This is a genomic window from Actinomadura sp. NPDC000929, from assembly GCF_040492065.1.
Lineage (GTDB): Bacteria > Actinomycetota > Actinomycetes > Streptosporangiales > Streptosporangiaceae > Spirillospora > Spirillospora verrucosospora.
The window spans coordinates 1-2,578 of record NZ_JBEUPA010000306.1 but is presented as its reverse complement, the minus strand read 5'-3'; the positions used below and the strand labels follow the sequence as shown (position 1 = coordinate 2,578).

General features: G+C 77.7%; 3 protein-coding genes. All 3 read left to right on the top strand.

Annotated features, from left to right (window positions below; all coding sequences use genetic code 11):
* A partial coding sequence (locus ABWI04_RS42420) for a DUF5682 family protein (RefSeq protein WP_353835943.1) occupies nt 1–499 on the top strand: 499 nt, incomplete at its 5' end.
* Complete coding sequence (locus ABWI04_RS42415) at nt 496–1,659, top strand: VWA domain-containing protein (RefSeq protein WP_353835942.1); 1,164 nt, start codon at nt 496–498, stop codon at nt 1,657–1,659. The genes ABWI04_RS42420 and ABWI04_RS42415, both read left to right, overlap by 4 nt.
* Nucleotides 1,656–2,578 (top strand): YehQ family protein (locus ABWI04_RS42410; RefSeq protein WP_353835941.1); only part of this gene is annotated, 923 nt, incomplete at its 3' end. The genes ABWI04_RS42415 and ABWI04_RS42410, both read left to right, overlap by 4 nt.

Sequence of the window (2,578 nt, the reverse complement as noted above, 5' to 3'; positions counted from 1 at the left end):
CCGCGTCGCCGCCGGATCCGGCGCCCCGCCCGACCTGCGCGGCGCCGCGTTCGGGCTCGCCCGCGTCCTCGGCGACGCCTCCGACCCGGCCCGGGCGATGCGCGGAGCGGCGGTGCCGGCGACGTTCGGCGACTGGCTCGCCGGGCTGTTCGCGCTGGCCAGGCAGGAGGTGCTCGACCCGGGCGCCGCCCTTCTCGGCGTCCTGGACGAGCTGGTCGGCGGGCTGAGCGAGGAGGACTTCCTCATCGCGCTGCCCGCGCTGCGGCAGGCGTTCGAGTTCTTCCCGCCCCGCGAGCGCGCCGCCATCGCCCAGGGGCTGCTGGACCGGCGCGACCTTCGCGGCTCCGCCCGCGCGCTGCTGCGCGCGCCGGAAGCGCCGCTGCTCACCGCCGAGGCCCTCGCGCTGGACGCCCGCGTGGACAAGGCCCTCGCGGCGGCGGGCCTCGCGGCGGACGCGGGAAGCCGGCCTTCGACCGAGAGCGGGGAGGGGACATCGTGATCCCGCCTGACCTGGAACGCTGGCGGCTCGTCCTCGGCGCGCCCGCCGAGCCGTGCACGGGCGCGCTGGACGGCGGGGCCGCCGAACGGGACGCGGCGCTCGGCTGGCTGTACGGGCGCGACCCCGAGCTCGCCAGGCGCGGCGTGCGGCGCGGCTCCGGCGGGGACGGCGACGCCGCGGCCGGCCGGTCCGACGACCGCACCGGCGGGACCGGGCCGTCCCAGCTCACCACCGTCGACTGGCTCGACGCCGTGCACCGGCTGTTCCCCAAGGAGACGATCGAGCGGCTCGAACGCGACGCCGTCGAGCGGTACGAGATCCACGAGATCGTCACCGACCCGGCCGTCCTGGAGCGCATCGAGCCGGACGAGGCGCTGCTGCGCGCCGTCCTGCGGACCAAGCACCTGATGAACCCCGAGGTCCTCGCGCTGGCCCGCCGGATCGTGGAGGCCGTCGTCCGGCAGCTGATGGAGCGGCTGGCCACCGAGGTCCGGCAGGCGTTCCACGGCACCCGCTCGCGGCGGCCCAGCCGCGTGAAGAACTCCCGCAACTTCGACTTCCACGGCACCGTCCGAGCCAACCTCGCCCACTACCGCCCGGACGAGCGCCGCCTCTACATCGAGAACCCGAGGTTCGTGTCCCGGACCAGGCGGCACGTCGAGCAGTGGCAGATGATCCTGCTCGTCGACCAGTCGGGGTCCATGGTCGGGTCCGTGGTGCACGCCGCCGTCACCGCCGCGTGCCTGTGGGGGCTGCCCGGCCTCAAGACGCACCTCGTCGCGTTCGACACCTCCGTCGTCGACCTCAGCTCCGACGTGACGGACCCGGCCGAGCTGCTGATGAAGGTGCAGCTGGGCGGCGGGACCGACATCGGCCGGGCCGTGGCCTACGGGGCCGGCCTGGTGGAGAACCCCCGCCGCGCGATCGTCGCGGTCATCACCGACTTCTACGAGGGCGGGAGCGAGCACCGGCTCGTCGAGGAGGTGCGGCGGCTCGTCCAGCAGGGCACGCACGTGCTCGGGCTGGCGGCGCTCGACGAGGCGGCCAACCCCTCCTACGACCGGAGGACGGCGCAGCGCCTCGCCGGCGAGGGCGCCCACGGCGGCGCGATGACGCCGGGGCAGCTCGCCGAGTTCGTCGCGGAACGGATCGGCCGGTGACCCGCGCCGACCTGCTCGCGCTGACCCCGGACGCGCTCGCCGCCCTCGCCAACCGCGGCCTGGTCAAGCGCGCCGCCAAGGATCTGGACGCCGGCGCCGGCCCCGAGATCACCGTCTCCCCGGACGGCGGGGTCGACGGCGCCTTCCCCGACGGCACCACGGCGTCCCTGCCCGCCGGGGCGGGGCTGGAGGCCGCGCGGTGCTCGTGCGCGGCGACCGGCACGTGCCGCCACCGGATCTGCCTCGTCCTGGCCTACCAGCGGACCGCCGCCGCACCGGAGGCGCCCGAGGCGCCCGAGGCTCAGGAGCCGGGGCCCGGCTGGTCGCCGGGGGCCTTCGACGACGACGCGCTCGCCCGCGTCCTCGGGCGGCGCGCCCTCACCGCCGCGCGCCGCGCCCTCCGCACCGGGTACTCGGCGAAGATCCGCCGCCCCACCGCGCGGGAGCCGGTGGCGCAGGTGGAGCTCCAGACCTGCACGGTCCGGTTCCTGGTGCCGGGGGAGCTCGGCTACGTCCACACCGACGCGGTGGCGGCGGTGCGCGGCGAGGTCACGGTGCTGGCCGTCTGGGCGTTCCGCGCCGCCGACGAGCGCGGCCTGGCGGGCGAGGAGATCCGGCTGGAGGTCGGCGGCTCGGCCGGGGCCGGCGGCGACGGCCTCGACGCCGCGCTCGACCTCGCCGACCAGGTCCTGCTGGAGGGCGCGGCGCACACCGGGCCCGTCCTCGCGACCGCGCTGGAACGCACCGCCGCCGACCTGGCGGCGTCCGGCCAGCACTGGCCCGCCGCCGCGCTCGGCGACCTGGCCGGGCAGCTCGCCGCCCACCACGACCGCCGCGCCGACCACGACCCGGCGCGCGTCGCGGAGCTCCTCGCCGAGGTCCACGCCCGGCACCGCGCCGCGCGCGGCGGCGCCGCCCG